The sequence below is a fragment of the Pseudomonas sp. DCB_AW genome, assembly GCF_026240895.1.
Taxonomy (GTDB): domain Bacteria; phylum Pseudomonadota; class Gammaproteobacteria; order Pseudomonadales; family Pseudomonadaceae; genus Aquipseudomonas; species Aquipseudomonas kermanshahensis.
This window is the reverse complement of record NZ_JAPFCE010000014.1, coordinates 61817-82086: the sequence shown is the minus strand read 5'-3', so window position 1 is coordinate 82086 and position 20270 is coordinate 61817. Positions and strand designations below refer to the sequence as shown.

The 20270-nt window shown below is 64.0% G+C and carries 20 protein-coding genes and 1 other RNA gene; 9 read left to right on the top strand and 12 right to left on the bottom strand.

Features of this window, described 5'->3' with window-relative positions; translation table 11 throughout:
* Positions 1-74: 74 nt before the first annotated feature.
* From OO306_RS11355 to OO306_RS11325, 7 genes are all read right to left on the bottom strand, one after another.
* A complete protein-coding gene (locus tag OO306_RS11355; RefSeq protein WP_265968696.1) occupies positions 75-1691 on the bottom strand; it encodes an iron ABC transporter permease in 1617 nt (538 codons plus the stop codon).
* A 146-nt stretch (positions 1692-1837) separates the two neighbouring features.
* Complete coding sequence (locus OO306_RS11350) at positions 1838-2839, bottom strand: extracellular solute-binding protein (RefSeq protein WP_099455677.1); 1002 nt, start codon at positions 2837-2839, stop codon at positions 1838-1840.
* A gap of 204 nt (positions 2840-3043) precedes the next feature.
* Entirely contained in the window at positions 3044-4261 is a 1218-nt protein-coding gene (locus tag OO306_RS11345) for a 2-octaprenyl-3-methyl-6-methoxy-1,4-benzoquinol hydroxylase (RefSeq protein ID WP_265968718.1), read from the bottom strand.
* Between the two features lie 9 nt (positions 4262-4270).
* Positions 4271-4753, bottom strand: a complete 483-nt coding sequence (locus tag OO306_RS11340; RefSeq protein WP_027592237.1) for a DUF4442 domain-containing protein — start codon at positions 4751-4753, stop codon at positions 4271-4273.
* Complete coding sequence (ubiH, locus tag OO306_RS11335) at positions 4750-5949, bottom strand: 2-octaprenyl-6-methoxyphenyl hydroxylase (protein ID WP_265968692.1); 1200 nt, start codon at positions 5947-5949, stop codon at positions 4750-4752. Before ubiH ends, OO306_RS11340 begins: the two co-directional genes overlap by 4 nt.
* The gene (gene pepP / locus OO306_RS11330) at positions 5946-7280 is read right to left on the bottom strand and encodes a Xaa-Pro aminopeptidase (protein WP_265968690.1); all 1335 of its coding nucleotides are present in this window, start codon (positions 7278-7280) and stop codon (positions 5946-5948) included. The genes ubiH and pepP overlap by 4 nt, the downstream gene beginning before the upstream one ends.
* A 21-nt stretch (positions 7281-7301) precedes the next feature.
* Positions 7302-7856, bottom strand: a complete 555-nt coding sequence (locus OO306_RS11325; protein ID WP_265968688.1) for a YecA family protein — start codon at positions 7854-7856, stop codon at positions 7302-7304.
* A gap of 181 nt (positions 7857-8037) precedes the next feature.
* On the opposite strand from OO306_RS11325, the gene OO306_RS11320 reads away from it, so the two are divergent.
* The 4 genes from OO306_RS11320 (at position 8038) to OO306_RS11305 (ending at position 9411) form a co-directional block, all read left to right on the top strand.
* The gene (locus OO306_RS11320; protein ID WP_033693939.1) at positions 8038-8220 is read left to right on the top strand and encodes a TIGR02449 family protein; all 183 of its coding nucleotides are present in this window, start codon (positions 8038-8040) and stop codon (positions 8218-8220) included.
* Positions 8217-8537: a cell division protein ZapA gene (locus OO306_RS11315; protein ID WP_027592233.1), complete on the top strand. Its 321-nt coding sequence runs from the start codon at positions 8217-8219 to the stop codon at positions 8535-8537. Before OO306_RS11320 ends, OO306_RS11315 begins: the two co-directional genes overlap by 4 nt.
* A gap of 17 nt (positions 8538-8554) precedes the next feature.
* Positions 8555-8734, top strand: a non-coding RNA gene (ssrS, locus tag OO306_RS11310) — 6S RNA.
* Between the two features lie 68 nt (positions 8735-8802).
* Positions 8803-9411: a 5-formyltetrahydrofolate cyclo-ligase gene (locus tag OO306_RS11305; RefSeq protein WP_027592232.1), complete on the top strand. Its 609-nt coding sequence runs from the start codon at positions 8803-8805 to the stop codon at positions 9409-9411.
* Positions 9412-9430: 19 nt separating this feature from the next.
* Here the strand turns inward: OO306_RS11305 and OO306_RS11300 are convergent, their stop codons facing one another.
* The gene (locus OO306_RS11300; protein ID WP_172960392.1) at positions 9431-9583 is read right to left on the bottom strand and encodes a hypothetical protein; all 153 of its coding nucleotides are present in this window, start codon (positions 9581-9583) and stop codon (positions 9431-9433) included.
* 178 nt (positions 9584-9761) lie between these two features.
* Here OO306_RS11300 and OO306_RS11295 point away from each other — a divergent pair, with 178 nt between their 5' ends.
* From OO306_RS11295 to OO306_RS11280, 4 genes are all read left to right on the top strand, one after another.
* On the top strand, positions 9762-10211 hold the full coding sequence (locus OO306_RS11295; protein ID WP_099430754.1) for an EVE domain-containing protein: 450 nt from the start codon (positions 9762-9764) through the stop codon (positions 10209-10211).
* Between the two features lie 94 nt (positions 10212-10305).
* A complete protein-coding gene (locus OO306_RS11290) occupies positions 10306-11265 on the top strand; it encodes an HlyD family secretion protein (protein ID WP_265968685.1) in 960 nt (319 codons plus the stop codon).
* Positions 11262-13982: a ribosome-associated ATPase/putative transporter RbbA gene (gene rbbA / locus OO306_RS11285; RefSeq protein ID WP_265968683.1), complete on the top strand. Its 2721-nt coding sequence runs from the start codon at positions 11262-11264 to the stop codon at positions 13980-13982. Before OO306_RS11290 ends, rbbA begins: the two co-directional genes overlap by 4 nt.
* A gap of 1 nt (position 13983) precedes the next feature.
* Entirely contained in the window at positions 13984-15096 is a 1113-nt protein-coding gene (locus OO306_RS11280; protein WP_099455682.1) for an ABC transporter permease, read from the top strand.
* Here the strand turns inward: OO306_RS11280 and OO306_RS11275 are convergent, their stop codons facing one another.
* Positions 15097-15501, bottom strand: coding sequence for a flagellar basal body-associated protein FliL (locus OO306_RS11275; RefSeq protein ID WP_027592226.1), 405 nt, complete (start codon positions 15499-15501; stop codon positions 15097-15099).
* 157 nt (positions 15502-15658) lie between these two features.
* On the opposite strand from OO306_RS11275, the gene OO306_RS11270 reads away from it, so the two are divergent.
* Entirely contained in the window at positions 15659-16636 is a 978-nt protein-coding gene (locus OO306_RS11270) for an NADPH:quinone oxidoreductase family protein (protein ID WP_186681430.1), read from the top strand.
* Positions 16637-16777: 141 nt separating this feature from the next.
* On the opposite strand, the gene OO306_RS11265 is transcribed toward OO306_RS11270, so the two are convergent.
* The 3 genes from OO306_RS11265 to ubiD all read right to left on the bottom strand — a co-directional run bounded on the left by OO306_RS11265 (position 16778) and on the right by ubiD (position 20109).
* The gene (locus OO306_RS11265; RefSeq protein WP_099455685.1) at positions 16778-17428 is read right to left on the bottom strand and encodes a gamma-glutamylcyclotransferase; all 651 of its coding nucleotides are present in this window, start codon (positions 17426-17428) and stop codon (positions 16778-16780) included.
* A gap of 246 nt (positions 17429-17674) precedes the next feature.
* Positions 17675-18643: a CDP-6-deoxy-delta-3,4-glucoseen reductase gene (locus OO306_RS11260; protein WP_099430760.1), complete on the bottom strand. Its 969-nt coding sequence runs from the start codon at positions 18641-18643 to the stop codon at positions 17675-17677.
* Positions 18643-20109, bottom strand: a complete 1467-nt coding sequence (gene ubiD / locus OO306_RS11255) for a 4-hydroxy-3-polyprenylbenzoate decarboxylase (RefSeq protein WP_033702193.1) — start codon at positions 20107-20109, stop codon at positions 18643-18645. Before ubiD ends, OO306_RS11260 begins: the two co-directional genes overlap by 1 nt.
* Between the last annotated feature and the right edge of the window lie 161 nt (positions 20110-20270).

Genomic DNA, 20270 nt, shown 5'->3' with positions numbered 1-20270 from the left:
AGCTCTTCTTGTAGGACCCGCCGCGCGAATGCCGCGCATTGTAGCCGCATGGGCGCGGGCTGGCATCCTTACTGTCAGTGACCGGGGCGCCGAGCTGAGCGGCGAATCAGCCCGATGACCGGCAGCAAGCCCACCAGCACCAGGGTCAAGGCAGGCAGCGAGGCACGCGCCCACTCGCCCTCGCTGGTCATCTCGAACACCCGTACCGCCAAGGTGTCCCAGCCGAACGGGCGCATCAGCAAGGTGGCCGGCATTTCCTTCAACACATCGACGAATACCAGTAGGGCAGCACTCAGTGCACCGGGCACCAGCAACGGCAGATACACCTTGAAAAACAATGCCACGCCGCCGACGCCCAAGCTGCGCGAGGCCTCCGGCAATGAGGGCCGGATACGCTCCAGGCTGCTTTCCAGCGGCCCGTAGGCCACGGCGATGAAGCGCACCAGGTAGGCCAGTAGCAAGGCCGCAAGGCTGCCCAGCAGCAAGGGTTTGCCAGCGCCGCCCAGCCACGTCGAAATCGGCACCACCAGCCGGTTATCGAGGTAACTGAAGGCCAGCATGATCGACACGGCCAGCACCGAGCCTGGCAAGGCATAACCAAGGTTGGCCAGGCCGACCCCGGCGCGGATGCCGCCGGTCGGCGCCTGGCGCCGGGCGAAGGCCAGCAGCAGCGCTACGCTCACCGTGATCAATGCGGCCATGCCCCCCAGGTACAAGGTGTGCAGCACCAGGCCGACATAACGCTCGTCCAGGTCATGCCGCCCGCGCTGCCAGCACCACACCAGCAGTTGCAGCAGCGGTATGACGAAGGCACAGGCGAACACCAGCAGGCACCAGCCGCTGGCCAGCAGCGCCTTGGCCCCACGCAGGTGATAGAGCGCCTTGCCGCGCGCGCGCTCATTACCCGTGCGGCTCGCGCCGCGGGCACGGCGCTCGCCGTACAGCACCAGCATCACCGCCAACAGCAGCAGGCTGGCCAACTGGGCCGCGCTGGACAGGCTGAAGAAGCCGTACCAGGTCTTGTAGATGGCGGTGGTGAAGGTGTCGAAATTGAACACCGCCACCGCACCGAAGTCGGCAAGGGTTTCCATCAATGCCAGGGCGATACCGGCACCGATCGCCGGCCGCGCCATGGGCAGTGCGACGCGCCAGAACGCCTGCAGCGGTGACAGCCCCAGTACCCGGGCCGCCTCCATCAGCCCCCTGCCCTGCGCCAGGAAGGCTGTGCGCGCCAGCAGGTAGACATAGGGGTAGAACACCAGCACAAGCACGATGATCACCCCGCCCGTGGAGCGCACGCGCGGCAGGCGCATCGGCCCGAACACTTCGCGCAGGGCGCTTTGCACCGGGCCGGCAAAATCCAGCAGGCCGACGAAAACGAACGCCAGCACGTAGGCGGGGATGGCAAACGGCAGCATCAGCGCCCAGTCCAGCCAGCGCCGGCCAGGGAATTCGCAGAGGCTGGTGAGCCAGGCCAGGCTGACCCCCAATACGGTCACGCCGATGCCTACGCCTACTACCAGGGTCAGGGTGTTGCCGAGCAGGCGGCTCATCTGGGTGTCGAGCAGGTGTGACCAGATCTGCAGGTCGATCGACTGCCATGACAGCAGCAGGACGCTCAGGGGCAACAGCACCAGGGCGGCGACCAGGGCGACCGGGACGTACCAGCGACGTTGGGGGGTGTGGGGCAAGTTGAGAACTCTCGGTTGCGATTGCGACCGCTGCGCGGTCGTTCGCGGGCAAGCCCGCCCCCACAGGGTTTACACACGCTTCAGTGGAAAACCCGTGGGAGCGGGCTTGCCCGCGAAAGGGCCCTTGCAGGCCCCGGAAGGATAACTTAGTTCCAGCCAGCCCGATCCATCAAGCGAATCGCTTCGGCCTGGCGCTTGCCAGCGATTTCGACCGGAATGCTGTCAGCCTTGAAACTGCCCCAGGCGGCTACCTCGTCCGATGGCTTGACCTTCGGGTTGGCCGGGAACTCCTGGTTGATGTCGGCGAACAGCTTCTGCGCGTCCTCACCCGTCATCCATTCCACCAGCTTTTTCGCAGCCTCAGGGTGCGGTGCATGCTTGGTCAGGCCAATACCCGACAGGTTGACGTGCACGCCGCGGTCACCTTGGTTGGGCCAGAAGATCTTGACCGGCAACGTGGGGTTTTGTTTGTGCAGGCGCCCGTAGTAGTAAGTGTTGACCACGCCCACGTCGCACTGGCCAGCTTCGATGGCCTGGATCACGGCGTTGTCATCGGAGAACACGTCGGTGGACAAGTTATTCACCCAACCTTTGACGATGGCTTCGGTTTTCGCCTCGCCGTGGTTCTCGATCAAGGTGGCGGTCAGCGACTGGTTGTAGACCTTCTTCGCAGTGCGCAGGCACAGACGCCCTTCCCACTGCTTGTCGGCCAGGGCTTCGTAGGTGCTCAGCTGCTCCGGTTTGACCCGGTCGGTGGAGTAGATGATGGTGCGCGCGCGCAGGCTCAGGCCGGTCCAGTCATGGGACGAGGCCCGGTATTGCGGCGGGATGTTCTGGTCGATGATGTCCGATTTGATCGGTTGCAGGATGCCCATCTGCTCGGCCTGCCAGAGGTTGCCGGCATCGACGGTCAGCAGCAAGTCGGCCACACCGTTCTCGCCCTCGGCCTTGATGCGTTGCATCAACGGGGCTTCCTTGTCGGTGATGAACTTGACCTTGACCCCGGTCTTGGCGGTGTAGGCGTCGAACACCGGCTTGATCAGCTCATCGATGCGCGAGGAGTACACCACCACTTCTTCCGCTGCCTGGGCAGTGCCGCCGAACAACGTCAGGGCCAGGGCGGCCAGTAGGGGCTTGCGTGGCAACATGAAATGCACTCCTCGGATCGTATGAGAGGCGCAAATGGTAGTGAATCCCATTTTGTCCCTCACCCTCGGAGCCGTTACCGGATGTTGCAGCCCCTGCCCGGGCCTCCTGTAGGAGCAGCCTTGTGCTGCGAAGAAGCCACAACGGTGCTCGTCATACCGGCCCTTTCGCAGCGCAAGGCTGCTCCTACAGAGGCCGTGCTAACGTCAGGGTTTGGCCAACTCCGGTAGGTCCCCAGTCAGCCCCAACGCTTGGCGCACGAACAATGCCTTGGCCTCCGGCATCTGCTCCACCAGCTTCAAGCCACTGTTACGCAACCAGCGCAACGGCAGCGGATTGGCCTGGAACAGCCGCTCGAACCCTTCCATGGCGGCCATCAGCCCCAAGTTGTGCGGCATGCGCCGGCGCTCATAGCGGCTCAGCACCTTTACATCCGCCAGCCGTTCGCCGCGCTCGCTGGCATTCACCAGCACCTCGGCCAGCACGGCGGCATCAAGGAACCCCAGGTTGACGCCCTGCCCGGCCAACGGGTGAATGGTGTGCGCGGCATCGCCGATCAACGCCAGGCCCTCAGCCACATAGCGCTTGGCATGGCGCTGACGCAGCGGCACGCACACGCGTGGGTCGGCCTGTAGCACCTGACCCAGGCGCCCCTCGAAGGCCCGCTCCAGGGCCCTGAGGAAGGCCGGCTCGTCCAACGCCATCAGTTGCTGGGCATGCTCTGGCGTGGTCGACCAGACGATCGAGCACCAGTCCTGCTGGCCCTCACGTGTCAGCGGCAGAAACGCCAGCGGGCCCTCGTCGGTAAAGCGCTGCCAGGCCGTAGCCTGGTGCCCCGCACTGCAACGTACGCTGGTGACGATGGCGTGGTGCAGGTAATCCCACTCACGGGTTTCGCAGCCGGTCAGGCGGCGTACCGCCGAGTTGGCGCCATCCGCCGCCACTACCAACGGTGCGCGCAGTTGGCGGCCGTCGGCCAGGGTCAGCAGCCACTCGTCACCGGAACGGCGCAGTTGCTCGAGCCGCGCGTTGGGCAACAGGCCGATGTCGCTGTCATGCAGACGCTCCAGCAAGCCATCCTGCACCACCCGGTTTTCGACGATGTGGCCGAGCACCTGGGCATGCACGCTGGCCGCCGAGAAGTGGATCTGGCCCGTACCGCTGCCATCCCAGACGTGCATGTCGGTATACGGCGTGGCCCGTCGCCGGGCAATGCCATCCCAGGCGCCTAGGCGCTCCAGAATGCGCTGGCTGGCCGCCGACAATGCACTGACGCGCGGCTCGAACGGCGCTTCGGTATCGAAGGGTTTTACCGACAGCGGGCTGCCGTCGAGCAGGAGAATGTCCAAGCCACTGTGGCGCAATGCCAGGGCCAGGGCGCTGCCGACCATACCGGCACCGACAATCAACAGATCTGCGCGCATTTCCATGCCTTACGCCTGCCTCGCTTGCGGCTTGAGCCGCACGTATAGGGTTTTATCGACCCGCGCTACCAGTTCGCCGGCGCCGTCGCGGATGTCCACCTGCAGCCGCGGCAGGCACTTCTTGCCGGTGGCGGTCTGCTGGCGAATGTCGTCGAGCAGGGCGTCATCGAGGTGGAACTCGGCGTACACGGGGCCTTTGCCCGGCGAGATGAAATCGATGCTCGCCGCTTTGTCCCAGACGATGTACTCGCGCCCCAACTGCTCGATCAGCAGCAGCATGTAGAACGGGTCGACCATCGAATAGAGGCTGCCGCCGAACTGGGTACCGACGTAGTTGCGGTTCCAGCGGGTGAGCTTCATGCGGACCTTGACGCTGCGCATGTCCGGGCTGATGTGCTGCACGCGGATACCGGCGCCCAGGTACGGCGGGTAAAGGTTCAACAACCAGCGCAACATGCGGGCCCGGCGCGCCAGTCTGCGCGGATTGCTCATGCCTGGCCCCGCGGATCGGGGCGCGTACCCAGGCCCATGGCCTGGCGGGCAAACCAGCTTTTTGCCGGCGGCAGCAGGTCGAGCCCGAGCAGGCCAATGTTGCGCCCGGCAGCCAGCAACGGCTGGTTGCTGCCGAACAGGCGGGTGACCTGGTCGGAGAAGCCGATGGTCAGCGCCTGGTCCAGGCGCTGACGCTGATGATAGGCCCGCAAGGTGCCAAGGTCACCGGGGTGCTGCGGGCCCGCCAGCAGCGCGTGTGCAAGCACCTGGACGTCACGCAGCGACAGGTTGAAGCCCTGGCCGGCAATGGGGTGCAGGCTGTGCGCAGCGTTGCCCAGCACCACCAGGTGCGGGCGTACCTGCTCTTCGGCCTCGACCAGTGCCAGCGGGTACAGATGCCTTGCACCCACTTGGCGCAATGCCCCAAGACGATAGCCGAAGGCGTCCTGCAGCTCGCGCAGGAAGCTGCGTTCATCAATTTCGGCCAGGCGCTGAGCGTCCATGCCCTGACGGGTCCAGACCAGCGCACAGCGGTTTTCCGGCAGTGGCAGCAGGGCCATCGGGCCGGTTTCGGTGAACCGCTCGAACGCCTGGCCGCGGTGGGCTTCGCCAGGCGTGATGTTGGCGATCAGGGCGCTTTGCTCATAGGGCGTGCGGCGCACATGAATACCCAGCTGCTCACGCAGGCCAGAGCGGCCGCCATCGGCCAGCACGGCCAAGTCGCATTCCAGGCTGGTGTCGTCATCCAGCTGCAGGCGATAACCGCCTTCGATGGCGTGCATCGCCCTCACTTCGGCGGGGCAACGCCAGCTCACCACCTCAGGGTCCAACCCCTGCCACAGGCACTGCCCGAGCCAGGCGTTTTCCACCACGAAACCCAGCGCTGGCACGCCTTCTTCGTGGGCATCGAGGCGCGTGGCACCGAACCGGCCACGGTCCGATACCTGAATCTGCAGGATAGGCTCGGCGCGCTGGCTGATGGCCTGCCACAGCCCCAACTGCTGGTAGATCTGTTGCGTGCCATACGACAACGCCGACGAGCGTGCATCGTAGCTGGGCTGGAAACTGTGGCCGGGTGCGAACGGCTCGATCAGCAGGATCTTCCAACCCCGCGCCTTGGCCCCGGCCTGCAGGGCCAACGCCAGGCTCGCGCCGACCAGGCCGCCCCCGATGATCGCCAAGTGGACCCGGTTCATGCCGCGTCCTTGCGCGCAGCCTGCATCAGCGCCTCGATCTCGGCGACTGTGCGGGGTACACCCGACGTCAGAATTTCACAGCCCTGCCTGGTCACTACCACGTCGTCCTCGATCCTTACGCCGATGCCGCGCCACTTCTTGGCCACCGCCTGGTTGTCGGCGGCGATGTAGATGCCCGGTTCGACGGTTAGCGCCATGCCGGGCTCCAGCACGCGCCACTGGCCGCCCACTTTGTATTCGCCCACATCGTGCACATCCATGCCCAACCAGTGCCCGGCGCGGTGCATGTAGAACGCGCGGTAGGCTTCGCTGTCGATCAGCCCCTGCACATCGCCCTTGAGCAACCCCAGTTCCACCAGGCCCTCGGTGATGACCTGCACGGTCGCCTCGTGGGCGTGGTTCCAGTGCTTGCCGGGGGCGATTTCGGCGAAGGCTGCGGCCTGGGCCTTCAGCACCAGCTCGTAGATGGCCTTCTGCTCGGGCGAAAAACGCCCGCTGACCGGGAACGTACGGGTGATGTCGCTGGCATAGCAGTCGATTTCGCAGCCCGCGTCGATCAACACCAGGTCGCCGTCCTTGAGCGGGGCGTCATTCTGCTGATAGTGCAGGATGCAGCCATTGCGCCCGGCCGCGACGATCGAGCCATAGGCCGGCATTTTCGCGCCGCCTTTGCGGAACTCGTAATCCAGCTCGGCTTCCAGGCTGTACTCATGCAGCCCGGCCCGGCAGGCCTGCATGGCACGCACGTGGGCACGGGCGGAAATGTCTGCGGCAGCGCGCATCACCTTCACTTCTGCCGCCGATTTATACAGGCGCATGTCGTGCAGCAGATGATCCAGCGCAACGAACTCGTTCGGCGGCTGGGCACCCAGGCGCGCCTTGGAGCGGATCACGTTGATCCAGTCCATCAGCCGGCGATCGAATTCCGGGTTGCTGCCCATGGCGCTGTACACCCGCTCCCGGCCCTCGATCAGGCCCGGCAGGATCTCGTCGATGTCGGTGATCGGGAAGGCATCGTCGGCGCCAAAATCACGCACCGCACCTTCCTGGCCGGCGCGCAGCCCTTCCCACTGCTCGCGCTCAGGGTTGCGCTCGCGGCAGAACAGCACGTACTCGCCATGTTCACGGCCCGGGATCAGCGCAATCACCGCCTCGGGCTCGGGAAAGCCGCTGAGGTACTGGAAATCGCTGTCCTGGCGGTACACGTGCTCGACGTCGCGGTTGCGAATGGCAACGGCGGCGGCGGGCAGGATGGCGATGCTGTTGGGGACCATCTGCGCCATCAGCGCCTTGCGCCGACGGGCATACTCGGCCTTGGGAATGTGGCTCATGGGCAGACTACCCCCGGTTGATCAGTGCAACGATGGCTTGGACGCAGGCGCGGCCGGCTTGGCCAGCTCGGAGAACAGCAGCAGCGGCGCGACGCGCAGGTATTCCATGACTTCCATGTAGTCGCTCTCGCCGTCTTCGGACTCTTCGAGGGCTTCTTGTACCTGGGAGATTGCCACCAGGTCCTGCAGCACGTCTTTGGCTTCGGTGGACAGGTCCTTGCCACCGGCGTTCAGGCCAAAGCCCGTGATGAAACCTTGGCACCACTGGCCCAGCGCCGCAGCACGGTCAGCCAGCGCGGCATCATCGGTCGGCAGCAGCAGGACGATGGCCATGTCATCGCTGGTGAGCTCGCCCTTGACCATCTCTTGCAAGCCGATCAGGGCGTTGCGGACGGTCTCACCGGGTTCGTTTTCCAGCAGTTGGGCGGCGTCGGCCAGCCAGGCGTCGGCATCGAAGCCGGCACCGGCGCAGCTGCGCCCGACCAGCAAGCCGTGCAGCTCGGCAGGAGTGACAGGGTGGCCGTTGCTGGCAAGCAGCATGGCGAAGGCAATGTAGGGCGATTGGGTATTGGGCATGGGCAACTAGGCGCCAGACGGCGCAATGACTAGAATGGAGACCTTGTATCCTAGCACCGGCAGGCGCGCCAAGACCATCGGCACTGGCCGTCGCGGCCCGGGGAGAGGCATCATCGCCAGGTGACTCAACGACGGAGCGATTCGAGTGCAACCCACGCAAGAGAACGACCTGCAAGCGCTGATGAGCCGATTCGAGTTGCTGATCGAACGTGTCGAGCAACTAAAACGGCAAAATGCACTCCTAGTAGCTCAGGAAAAATCCTGGCGCGAAGAGCGCGCCCACCTCATCGAAAAGAACGAGATCGCAAGGCGCAAGGTCGAGTCGATGATTTTACGCCTCAAGGCTCTGGAGCAAGACTCATGAGTTCAAGCAATAGCGTCACCGTGCAGATCCTCGACAAGGAATACTCGATCATCTGCCCGCCGGAAGAGCGCAACAACCTGGTCAGCGCCGCGCGCTACCTGGACGGCAAGATGCGCGAGATCCGCAGCAGCGGCAAGGTGATCGGCGCCGACCGCATCGCGGTCATGGCTGCGTTGAACATTACCCACGAGATGCTGCACCGCCAGGAAGACCGTAGCGCTGCCCCGGTCGCTGGCACCAACCGCGAACAGGTGCGCGACCTGCTGGATCGGGTCGATAAGGCTTTGTCCGACGACACGGATACCAAAATCGGCTGAGATTGGTATACTGGCGCCACTCCCTGGGGGATGCGCCAGTCGGTTATGTCCCTGAGCCGATACGCACAACCACGGGGGTTGCACGCTGGGGCCGGTGTGCATGTCCGCTCGACGGAAAGCCTTAACGCCCCCTGCAATCTCCACCTTGAACTTTCGGGTTCAAGGGCTACACCGATAGCGGTCTTATCGGGGAGCCTTATTTTTTTTGTCCGCCCTTGCTGCGGGCATACCCCTACCAGTCGCGACAACTGGGAACGCCTGTGCCATGACCGACACCGCGCCGCTCACCCGCCCCCAGCTTCGTCGCCTGCTCCGCAATGCCCGCCGCGCACTGACGCCTGCCCAGCAGCGCCAAGCCGCCCTTGGCCTATACCGCCAGCTGGCGCAAGACCCGCTGTTTCGCCGCGCCCGGCACATTGCCCTGTACTTGCCCAACGACGGCGAAATCGACCCCTACCTGCTATTGCGCGAAGCCCAGCGACGCGGCAAACGCACTTACCTGCCGGTGCTGCACGCCTGGCCGCGCACACGCATGGTGTTTCAGCGGTTCGAACAGGGTGAAAAACTCAAGCGCAACCGTTTCCGTATTCCAGAGCCACTGACCGACCGCAAACGCCAACGCCCGATCTGGGCCTTGGACCTGATCCTGCTGCCGCTGGTGGGTTTCGATGAAGTGGGTGGCCGCTTGGGCATGGGCGGTGGTTTCTATGACCGCAGCCTGGCCTACCAGGCGCGCCGCAAGACCTGGAAGAAACCTTTGCTATTGGGGCTGGCGCATGAATGCCAGAAGGTCGAGCGGCTGGCACAGGCCAGTTGGGATGTACCATTGCAAGGCACGGTCTCGGACCGCGACTGGTACCTGGCGCCGAACTGAGCGGCGCCAGCGGAGGGCATCAACGTTGCGGCTGGCTGGCGTCGACCGGCATTTGATAGGCGGTGTCCAGCTTGCGCTCCAAGAACCCTTGCGCATAACCAGTAGTGACCACACCCAAGCCAAAAATGAACACCAGGATCCACAGCAGATCCGGCTTTTTGCGTTGATTCATCGAAGATTGCCCCCCAGGCAAACTGTTTCGGCTTGGCGATTTTCTGGGTATCGCCAGAGCATCTCGCTTTAAACGGGGCGCATTTTCCGACAACCTGCGCCGACACGCAAACATTGGCGCCAACCGGCTGTCGGTTTCGTGCAACAGGTTATTTCAAACCTTTTCAGGAGCAGCATGCATGGCCTATTGGCTGATGAAATCCGAGCCCGACGAGCTCTCGATCGAAGCCCTCGGCCGGCTGGGCGAAGCGCGCTGGGACGGCGTGCGTAACTACCAGGCGCGCAACTTTTTGCGGGCCATGAGCGTGGGCGACGAGTTCTTCTTCTACCATTCCAGCTGCCCGCAACCGGGCATTGCTGGCATCGCCCGCATCACTGCGGCGGCCTACCCGGACCCGACCGCACTGGACCCAGAAAGCCACTATTACGACCCCAAGGCCACCGCCGAGAAGAACCCGTGGAGTGCGGTGGACGTGGCCCATGTGAAAACCCTGCCCAAAGTGCTCGACCTTGGCCGGCTTAAACAACAGGCCGCGCTTGCCGAATTGCCGCTGGTGCAAAAAGGCAGCCGCCTGTCGGTGATGCCGGTTACCCCCGAACAATGGGCGGCCATTGTCGCGCTGAAGTGAAGGTGGGCTAGGATCTAGGGGTTTGACTGATATCAACACGCCATGGATAGCCGCACGCCACGATAGGCTGTGCACTGAGCAGGGATGCTGACTGATGAATCGATATGCCCCCAGGATCTTCGCCACCGCGCTGATCGTCTTACTGGCGACCGCTGCCGGGCTGGGTTACTGGAAGTCGCTGCATGACCAGCTGCCGGAAGGCCTGAGCATGGGCAACGGCCGCCTCGAGGCGACCGAAGTGCAAATTGCCACCAAGGTCCCCGGGCGTTTGGCTGAAGTGCGGGTCGACGAAGGCGACAAGGTGACCCGTGGTCAGCTGCTGGCGCGTATCGACACCCGCACAATGGAAGCCCAGCGCAACCAGGCCGAGGCCGAAGTGCTGCGCGCCCAGGAAAACTACGCGGCGGCCCAGGCCAGCGTGCAACTGCGCCAGAGTGAGCTGCTGCTCGCCGGCCAGGAACTCAAGCGCGTGCGCGAGATTTTCAAGCGCAACTATGCCAGCCAACAACTGCTCGACCAGCAGCAGGCCCGCTTCGACACCGCGAACGCGGGGGTGGTTGCCGCGCGCGCCCAGCTGGCAGCCGTCAAAGCCGCCATCGGCGCGGCCCAGGCCCAGGTCGCCCAGCTGACCAGCGAGATCGACGACAGCAGCCTGCGCGCGCCCATCGACGGCATCATCCAGCTGCGCCTGGCCGAGCCGGGTGAGGTGTTGGGCGCTGGCGGTCGCGTGCTGATGCTGATCGACCCGAGCGACCAGTACATGAACCTCTACCTCCCAGCCTCCACCAGCGGCCGGCTGACCGTTGGCGATCAGGCACGCATCGTCCTCGATGCGCTGCCCGATCAGGCGTTGCCGGCGAAGGTAGCGTTTGTCGCAGCCAAGGCGCAGTTCACCCCGAAACAGGTCGAAACCCGCGATGAGCGGCAGAAACTGGTGTTTCGCGTGAAACTGCGCCTGAGCGACCCAAGCGCCGTGCCGCAAGCCAAGCCGGGCATGCCGGGCGCTGGCTATGTGCGCACGGCTGACGTGGACTGGCCGGCCAACCTGCAATGAACACGCCGGCACTGCTGGCCGAGGGCATCAGCCACCGTTATGGCGACCTGATCGCCTTGCAGACGCTGGGTTTCAGCCTGCCCAGCGGCACCCGCTGTGCACTGATCGGGCCTGATGGGGCCGGCAAATCGACCCTGCTCGGGCTGATCGCCGGCGTAAAACGCCTGCAGCAGGGCGAGTTGCAGGTGCTGGGCGGCTCGATCCGCCAACGACGCCACCGCGCTGCGCTTTACCCCAAGGTCGCGTTCATGCCCCAAGGGCTGGGCAACAACCTGTACCCCGAGCTGTCGATCAGCGAGAACATTCGTTTTTTCGCCACGCTGTTTGGCCTAGGCCGGCACGAATGCGAACAACGCATGGCCAACCTGCTGCAGGCCACCGACCTGCATCGCTTCGCCGAGCGCCCGGCCGGCAAGCTGTCGGGCGGCATGAAGCAGAAACTGGGCCTGTGCTGCGCGTTGATCCACGAACCTGACCTGCTGATCCTCGACGAACCCACGACCGGGGTCGACCCCCTGTCGCGGCGACGCTTCTGGGAACTGGTCGAGCAGGTACGCGCACAACGCCCGCAATTGACGCTGCTGGTGGCCACTGCCTATATGGAGGAAGCCGAGCAGTTCGAGCATTGCCTGATGCTCGATGGCGGCCGGCTGATTGCCGCGGGCCCCAGCCACACATTGGCGGGCGTCACGCCCAGCGGCAAACTGGACGATGCCTTCACCCATTTCCAAGGGGCACGCAGTACGCAACCTGCGCCGTTGACTATCCCGCCACGCTCGGCAAATGACGGCGTGGTCGCCATCGAAGCGCATGACCTGACCCTGCGCTTTGGTGACTTCACCGCGGTCAACAAGGTCAGCTTCGCCATTGGCCGTGGGGAAATTTTTGGTTTTCTCGGCTCCAACGGCTGCGGCAAGACCAGCACCATGAAAGTGCTTACGGGCCTGGTACCCGCCAGCGAGGGCAGTGCCAGCCTGCTGGGCCGCCCGGTGGACGCCAGCGACCTGGCCACGCGCAAGCGGGTTGGTTTCATGTCGCAGAGTTTCTCGCTGTATGGCGAGCTCAGCACCCGCCAGAACCTCACGCTGCATGCGCGCCTGTTCGACCTGCCCAAGGCCGACAGCGCGCAGCGCATCAGCGAACTGATCGAGCGCTTCGGCCTGCGCGACATCGCCGACCAGCCGTCAGGCGCCCTGCCCCTCGGCCTGCGCCAGCGCCTGTCACTGGCCGTCGCGGTGCTGCACCGCCCTGAAGTGCTGATTCTCGACGAGCCGACCTCCGGCGTCGATCCTGCCGCCCGCGATGACTTCTGGCGACTGCTGGTGGAGTTGTCGCGCGAGCAAGGCGTGACCATTTTCCTCTCTACTCACTTCATGAACGAAGCCCAGCGCTGCGACCGCATTTCGTTCATGCACGCCGGGCGCGTGCTGGCCTGTGACACGCCTGATGCCCTGCAACGCCAATACGCCGGCGAAACCCTGGAAGACGCCTTCGTGCGCTGCCTGGAGCAAGCCCAGGAGGCCGTGCCCCAGGCCCCGCAAAGCGCTGTGCTGGAGCAGCCGGCAGCGGCCACACCACCGTTGCGCCAAGGTTTCAGCCTGCGCCGCCTGCTGGCGGTGGCCAGCCGGGAGGGCAAGGAGCTGCTGCGCGACAAAGTGCGCCTGGCCTTCGCCCTGCTCGGCGCCGTGTTCATGATGGTGATCTTTGGCTATGGCATCTCGCTGGATGTAGAGAACCTCGCCTTCGCCGTTCATGACCAAGACCAAAGCCCGCAAAGCCGGGCCTACCTCGAAGCGTTTCGCGGATCACGGTATTTCGCCGAGCAGGCGCCGATTCGCGATACCCGTGAAATGCACCAACGCCTGCAACGTTCCGAAATCAAACTGGCGCTGGAGATCCCACCCGGCTTTGGCCGCGACCTTTACGCCGGTCGCCAACCGGTGGTGGCCGCCTGGCTCGACGGCGGCATGCCGTTTCGTGCGGAGACCAGCCGCAACTATGTCGAAGCAGTGCACCAGGCGAACCTCGAACAATTTGCCGCGGCCAGCCAGCAACCGGTGCAGCGCCAAGACCCGGTGCGCTTGGAAACACGCTTCCGCTACAACCAGGACGTGGTCAGCGTGAATGCCATCGGGCCCGGCGTCATGGCGCTGATCCTGGCGTTCATCCCGGCCATGCTCACCGCCCTGGGCATCGTCCGGGAAAAAGAACTTGGCTCCATCACCAACTTCTACGCCACGCCCCTCACCCGGCTGGAGTTTCTGCTCGGCAAACAGCTGCCCTACCTGGCCGTAAGCCTGGTCAACCTGGCGTTGCTGGTGGCGATGAACCGCTGGTTGTTTGCCGTACCGCTCAAGGGCAGCGTGCTGGCCCTGGCCTGCGGCGGCGTCGCCTACCTGCTGGCGACCACCAGCCTGGGCTTGCTGATCTCGGCCTTCACCCGCACCCAAATCGCGGCCATCCTGGGCACCATGATCATCACCAGCCTGCCGACCATCCAGTTCTCCGGTTTGATCGTGCCACGCTCGTCGCTCGATGGCGCCGCGGCAGTGATGGGCCAGCTGTTCCCGGCGGGTTACTTCCTGGACATCGCGGTCGGCACCTTCACCAAAGCGCTGGGCCTGCGCGAGCTGTGGCCGCAGTGCCTGATCCTGCTGAGCTTCTTCGCCGTGTTCACCGGCCTGAGCCTGGCCATGCTGAAGAAGCAGGAGGCCTGACATGTCGCGCCTGAACCACACCCTGCGCCTGGGCCTGAAAGAGCTGACCAGCCTGCGCCACGACAGCGTGCTGCTGCTGTTTTTGCTGTATGCCTTCAGCGTGGCGATCTACATGCCGGCGGCGGGCTCGGTGATCGGCGTGCACAACGCCAGCGTTGCCGTGGTGGACGAAGACCATAGCCAGCTCTCACGCAAGCTCACCGAGTCACTGCAACCACCCGAGTTTCAACCTGCCGTGCCCCTGCCCCCGGACCGCCTGGACCAGGCCATGGACAGCGGCCAGTACACCTTCGTGATCAATGTACCGGTGAACTTCCAGAGCGACCTGCTGGCCGGGCGCTCACCCGAGCTGCAGATCAACGTCGACGCCACGGCCATGAGCCAGGCGTTCATGGGCGCCGGCTACATCGGCCGGATTTTCGAGCGTGAGCTGCTCGACTATGCCCAGCGCACCACAACCCAGAGCCCCGTGCTGATCAACCCCAAGGCACTGTTCAACCCCAACCTGGAGGGTGGCTGGTTTCTGGCCGTGATCCAGATCATCAACAACATCACCATCCTGGCGATCATCCTCACCGGCACGGCGCTGTTGCGCGAGCGTGAACACGGCACCCTCGACCACTTGCTGGTGCTGCCGCTAACCGCTTTGGAAATCATGCTGGCGAAAATCGCCAGCAACGCGCTGGTGGTGGTGCTGTGTACCTGGGTGTCGCTCATCGTGGTGGTCAAAGGCGCCCTGGGCGTGCCGCTGTCTGGCTCCATGGGGCTGTTCCTGGCCGTGACCGCGCTGTACCTGTTCGCCAGTACCGCCTTGGGCATCTTCCTCGCCACCCTGGCGCGCTCGACGCCTCAATTCGGCCTGCTGGCGATCCCGGTCATCATCCCGATGCTGTTGCTGTCTGGCGGCAGTACCCCGCTGGACAGCATGCCGCAGTGGCTGCAGTGGGTCATGCAGGGCTCGCCGTCGACGCATTTCGTCAGCCTCGGCACCGCGATCCTGTTCCGCGACGCCGGCGTGGTCGTGGTATGGCCAGACATCCTGGCCCTGGCCGTGATCGGCCTGGTGTTCTTCAGCGTGGCGCTGGCGCGCTTTCGGCGGACGCTGGCGTCCTGATCACTGCACAATCAGGTTGTTGAACAGCAGGTCTTCGACAATTGGCTTGCCCTCTTCCGCTTCCATCACCTGCTGCACCTGCTTCAAGGCTTCCTGGCGCAGTTGCTCCTTGGCGTCGACGTTGCTCATCTTGTCCACGGTCTGCTGGGTGAACAGCGCCACCAGCTGGTTACGGATCAGCGGCTCGTGGTGTTTCACGGCCTTGGCGGCTTCATCACCGGTCACGCGCAGGGCTACGTCGGCCTTGTAGACACGCAGCTTGGGGCTGCCGTCGAGGGCATAGTTACCGACAAAGGGTGGGCTCAGGGTGATGTAGGCGACCTTGGGCGCCCCTTCCTTGGCTTCTTCGGCCACGGCCGCAACTGGCAGCATCAGGGCCAGCACCATCAAGATCCACGCTTTCACGAATTCGCTCCTCAATACAATTGGCGCCAGCTTACCCAGCACACCGCTCAAACCCAAGCCCTGGCTTATGCCGGCCCATCAGGGTAGGCCATGCTCGTTGACCCGGCAGGTGGCCCTCCTACACTTATCGGCCACTACCCGCAAAGGAATAGCCCCGATGAAAGCTGTGTTGTGCAAAACCTTGGGCCCGGCGCGCGACTTGGTACTGGAAGACGTCGCCAGCCCCGTGCCGAAAAAGAACGAGATCCTGCTGGATGTGCAGGCTGCGGGCGTCAACTTCCCCGATACCTTGATCATCGAAGGTAAATACCAGTTCCAGCCACCGCTGCCGTTTTCCCCAGGTGGCGAAGCGGCCGGTGTGGTGGTTGCGGTCGGCGAGAAGGCCGGTGCGTTCAAGGTGGGCGATCGGGTCATGGCCCTCACGGGGTGGGGTGCGTTCGCCGAACAGGTGGCGGTGCCCTTCTACAACGTGATGCCGATCCCCGAGCACATGGACTTCACCACCGCCGCCGCCTTCGGCATGACCTATGGCACCTCGATGCATGCACTCAAGCAGCGCGGTCACCTGCAGCCGGGTGAAACCCTGCTGGTGCTGGGGGCCTCAGGGGGTGTGGGCCTGGCGGCCGTGGAAATAGGCAAGGCCATGGGCGCCCGGGTGATCGCTGCAGCCAGCAGCGCCGAAAAACTGGCCGTGGCCAAGGCTGCCGGCGCCGATGAGCTGATCGACTACAGCCAGGCCAGCCTCAAGGACGAGATCAAGCGCCTGACCGGCGGCCAGGGCGTGGACGTGATCTACGACCCGGTGGGTGGCGAGCTGTTCGACCAGGCGGTAAGGGGCCTGGCCTGGAATGGCCGGCTGCTGGTGGTGGGGTTTGCCAGCGGGGCGATCCCACAGCTGGCGGCGAACCTGGTGCTGCTCAAGGGCGCAGCGGTCGTGGGGGTGTTTTGGGGGGCGTTTGCCCAGCGTCAGCCGGAGCAGAATGCAGCTAACTTCCGTCAGCTGTTTGCCTGGCAGGGTGAAGGCAAGCTGAAGCCGCTGGTGTCGGAGACTTATCCACTGGCTGAGGCTGGGGCTGCCATTGAGAAGCTGGGGCAGCGGCAGGCTGTGGGTAAGTTGGTGGTGCTGACTAGCTAGCGTCTGGCTGCTTGGTTGCCTGCTCGGGCCTCTTCGCGGGGCAAGCCCGCTCCCACAGATTATCCACTGCCCTTAAGTCGGCTCGGGTGCCTGTGGGAGCGGGCTTGCCCCGCGAAGAGGCCGGTACTGCCAGTCAATAAATCAGACTTCCCGCAGGTTATGGCAGCGCCTGAACCGCGCCTCCAGGTTGCGATCTGGCATCTGGTGGCTGCGCAACGCATTCAACGTCTGCTCCACATACTCGCGCGTGGTGCCATATCGCCCCTTGGCACTGGCAAGGATCTGGCTGAGCAGTGTGTCGGGCAAATTCCCCGCATAGCACGGCAAATGGCGCTCCAGCACAAAACCCAAGGCCTGCACCTTGCTGCCATCACCCAACCGACAGCTGAGCCAATGCGGACGGTAGGCCGGGTACGGCATTTCGCGTTGCCACAGGGCCATCAGCGAATCATCCAGGTTGCTTTCATCCAGCCGATAGGCAAAACCACTGCATGACCCACCACGGTCCAGGCCGAACACCAGGCCGGGCGTTTCCGGTGTGCCACGGTGCTCGTGCGACCACAGGTACAGCCCACGGTGATAACCGTGCACCCGTGCGCGCTGCCGCTCTACCGAACTGCACTCCGGTCGCCAGATCAATGAACCATAGGCGAACAACCACACAGGCCCGCCTTCATGGCGTGACATGGTCAGTTGCATGGAGTTGATCAATTGCTCGCGGGTCAGTTGCTGGCCGAAGTCGAGCGCCGGAGGGTAAGCACTTTTCCAGGACAAACTTTCAATTGCCGACATACGCTGCCGCCATTATTCCCTGTGAACTACAGATAAAGCGAGAATCGCTGTGTGCCGGGGTTTGCGCCCCGCACCTAAGGTGTCTGCATTAACCTTAGGATAGAAACGCGCCAACACTCAAGCCCGAAAGCTAAAGTTTCACGCGAACTTCCGACGATTGGAGAGCAATGTTTCGAGCGGAGTGAAAGTTATTAGCCAAGGCGGTAACAATTACCGCCTTATACCCACTCGTTTGAACTTGAGTTATTAGCCGCGCGGCGCGTAGGCAAATACATCGGCGCGCATGCGGTGCGCATCCATACCGGCCTCGACCAGGGCATCGAGGGTGGCATAGACCATGTTTGGCGAGCCGCTGGCGTAGACGTGCACGCCGTTGAGGTCGTGGATGTCTTCGCAAACGGCCTCGTGCAGCATGCCGCAACGGCCTTCCCACCCACACAGGTCACTGACTACCTTGTGCAGGAACAGGTTGGGCAGGCGCAACCATTCGTCCCAATGCTCGATCTGGTAAAAGTCCTCAGGCCGACGCACACCCCAGTAAAGGTGTACCGGATGCTTGAAGCCCTGGGCACGGCAATGCTCGACCAGGCTGTGCATCTGGCCCATTCCCGTACCGGCGGCGATCAGCACCAGCGGCCCGTCTGGCAACTCGGCCAGGTGCGCATCACCGAAAGGCATTTCGATGCGCGCCAGGCGATCACGCTGCAGTTGCTCGATCAGCTGCAGCGCGCTGGGCTCACGCGCCAGCACGTGCAGTTCCAGCTCACGCCCACCATGCGGCGCAGAAGCCAGGGAGAACGCCGCCTGCTTGCCGCCTTCGCGCTCGATCATCAGGTACTGACCAGCGTGATAACGCAGCGGTTTGCCGGCAGGCGCACGCAGGCGCACGCGCCAGACGTCGCCACCGACCTCGACGCATTCGCTCACGCTACACGCCAGCTTGCGCACTGGCAGCTCGCCCAGGGCGAGCACACCGTCCCAGAGCAACACGCAATCCTCCAGCGGTTCGGCAATACAGGTGAACAGCTCGCCATGGTCGCGTACTTCGCCGTTCTGGCGGACGCTCCCTTCCACCAGCAAGGCGGCGCAAACATGGCAATTGCCATTGCGGCAGCTGTTCGGGCAGTCATAGCCGAGCCGCCGCGCTCCATCCAGGATCCGTTCCCCGGGTTCAAGCGCCAGCACTGCCCCGGACGGCTGCAACGTTACCTGCATCAATCTATTCCCAACTGATCCCACAGCTCATCGATACGGCGGGTGACGGCCTCGTCCTTGACGATGACCCGTCCCCATTCGCGTGTAGTCTCGCCCGGCCACTTGTGGGTGGCGTCCAGGCCCATCTTCGACCCCAACCCGGACACCGGCGACGCGAAGTCCAGGTAGTCGATCGGGGTGTTGTCGATCATCACCGTATCACGCTTGGGGTCCATGCGCGTGGTGATGGCCCAGATCACATCGTTCCAGTCGCGGGCGTTGATGTCATCGTCGGTGACGATAACAAACTTGGTGTACATGAACTGTCGCAGGAACGACCACACACCCAGCATCACGCGCTTGGCGTGGCCTGGGTATTGTTTTTTCATGGTCACCACCGCCATGCGGTACGAGCAACCTTCCGGTGGCAGGTAGAAGTCGACGATCTCCGGGAACTGCTTTTGCAGGATCGGCACGAACACTTCGTTCAGCGCCACGCCGAGAATCGCAGGCTCATCCGGCGGACGGCCCGTGTAGGTGCTGTGGTAGATCGGTTTTTGCCGGTGAGTGATGCGCTCGACCGTGAACACCGGGAAGCTGTCCACTTCGTTGTAATAGCCGGTGTGGTCGCCGTAGGGGCCTTCCGGCGCCATTTCGCCCGGGTGAATCACGCCTTCGAGAATGATCTCGGCGGTGGCCGGCACCTGCAGGTTGCTGCCACGGCACTTGACCAGCTCGGTGCGGTTGCCACGCAGCAGGCCAGCGAAGGCATATTCGGACAGGGTATCCGGCACCGGCGTCACGGCGCCCAGGATGGTTGCAGGGTCTGCGCCCAGCGCCACGGCCACTGGGAACGGCTGGCCGGGGTGCTTCTCGCACCATTCGCGGTAATCCAGCGCGCCGCCACGGTGGCTCAGCCAGCGCATGATGACTTTGTTGCGGCCGATGACCTGCTGGCGGTAGATGCCCAGGTTCTGGCGGTCCTTGTTCGGGCCGCGGGTAACGGTCAGGCCCCAAGTGATCAGCGGGGCCACATCGCCTGGCCAGCAGTGCTGGATCGGCAACTGGCCAAGGTCGACGTCGTCACCTTCGACCACGACTTCCTGGCACACCGCGTCCTTGACCACCTTCGGTGCCATCGACACGACCTTCTTGAAGATCGGCAGCTTCGACCAGGCATCCTTCAGGCCTTTCGGCGGCTCTGGTTCTTTGAGGAAGGCCAGCAGCTTGCCGATTTCGCGCAGTTCTTCGACCGACTCGGCGCCCATGCCCATGGCCACCCGCTCGGGCGTGCCGAACAGGTTGCCCAGTACCGGGATGTCGTACCCCGTGGGCTTCTCGAACAGCAACGCCGGGCCTTTGGCACGCAGGGTGCGGTCGCAGACCTCGGTCATTTCCAGGACGGGAGAGATCGGAACCTGGATGCGCTTGAGTTCACCGCGCTGTTCCAGGCCACGGATGAAGTCGCGCAAGTCGCGATACTGCATGCAGGAGCCTCGTGTTGGCCGTATCGGTCGGGGTGCAGAGTGTAGCGCCGTTCGGCGCCTAATGGCCAAAAATGACTTGGGGCCGCTTCGCGCCCCATCGCGACACAAGGCCGCTCCTACAGGTAATGCATAATCCTGTAGGAGCGGCCTTGTGTCGCGAT